Annotated in this window: 1 protein-coding gene; it reads right to left on the bottom strand. The window is 68.8% G+C overall.

Annotated elements, in window-relative coordinates; genetic code table 11:
- Positions 1–9 precede the first annotated feature (9 nt).
- Positions 10–780 carry a transposase family protein gene (locus tag BSB02_RS39240; RefSeq protein ID WP_084966078.1) on the bottom strand — a complete coding sequence of 257 codons (771 nt, stop codon included), beginning with the start codon at positions 778–780 and terminating at the stop codon, positions 10–12.
- Positions 781–914: the final 134 nt, after the last annotated feature.

The following is a 914-nucleotide window of genomic DNA, read 5'->3' as shown; positions in this document are numbered from 1 at the left end:
GAGCCTTTTTCATCCTCTCGCGACCTCGTAGTTCTGCAGGACGGCGATGGCCTTGCACAGGCGTCCGGCCTTCAGCGGGCAGCAGCGCAGCTTGCGCAGGATGCGCCAGCTCTTGAGCTGGGCGCAGGCGCGCTCGCCCGGGCCGCGCAGCCGGGCGTGGGCGCGGTTGGCCTGCTTGTGCGACGGTGGCTTGTTCCTGCCCTTGTACGGCGTGCGGACCGGCCCTTCGGCACCCTGGTAGCCCTTGTCGGCCAGCGTGAGGAGCCCGGCGCGCGCCAGCGCGCGCAGGATGCCCCAGATCCGCGCGGCGGTCAGGTCGTGGGTGCGGCCCGGCAGCGCGCCAGAGGTCCACACGATGGTGCCGTCCGGGGTGGCGATGACCTGCACATTCATCCCGTGGACGCGATGCTTGCCGGAGAAGTAGGGCCGACCGGCCCGCACCCGATCGGTGGGGATCAGCATCCCGTCCAGCACCAGATAGTGCACGCCGTCGCACTGCGCTTGACGTAAGGCGCGCTCCAGCTTGGGAGAGCGAGCCGCCAGCAGCCGCACCGTCTCCTCCACATACCGCCAGGCGGTGGCCACCGAGATGCCGAACCCGGCGGCCACCTCGGCGAACGTCTCGCCCTTGCGCAGGTAGACCAGCACCAGCAGGGCTTGTTGGCCGGGGCTGAGCCGCCGCCACGGGCTGCCGATGGCCTTACGGTGCCGCCGGATGATTCCGGCGAGGTAGGTCAGGGTGGCGCGTGACACATCGACCGCGGCACGGTAGAACAACACCTGAAGCTCCTGGGCGGACGGGTCTGGTTGTGGTGATCAACCCGTCTACCAGGAGCTTTCTACGTTGTCACGCGGTCCCCAGGCACGCGATCATGATGTGGCCAGCGGCTTCCGCACGAGGATGAAAAAGGTTC

This window comes from Thermoactinospora rubra (genome assembly GCF_002093975.1).
GTDB lineage: Bacteria > Actinomycetota > Actinomycetes > Streptosporangiales > Streptosporangiaceae > Nonomuraea > Nonomuraea rubra_A.
The sequence above is the reverse complement of the archived record's forward strand: the minus strand, read 5'-3'. Positions and strand labels throughout refer to the sequence as shown.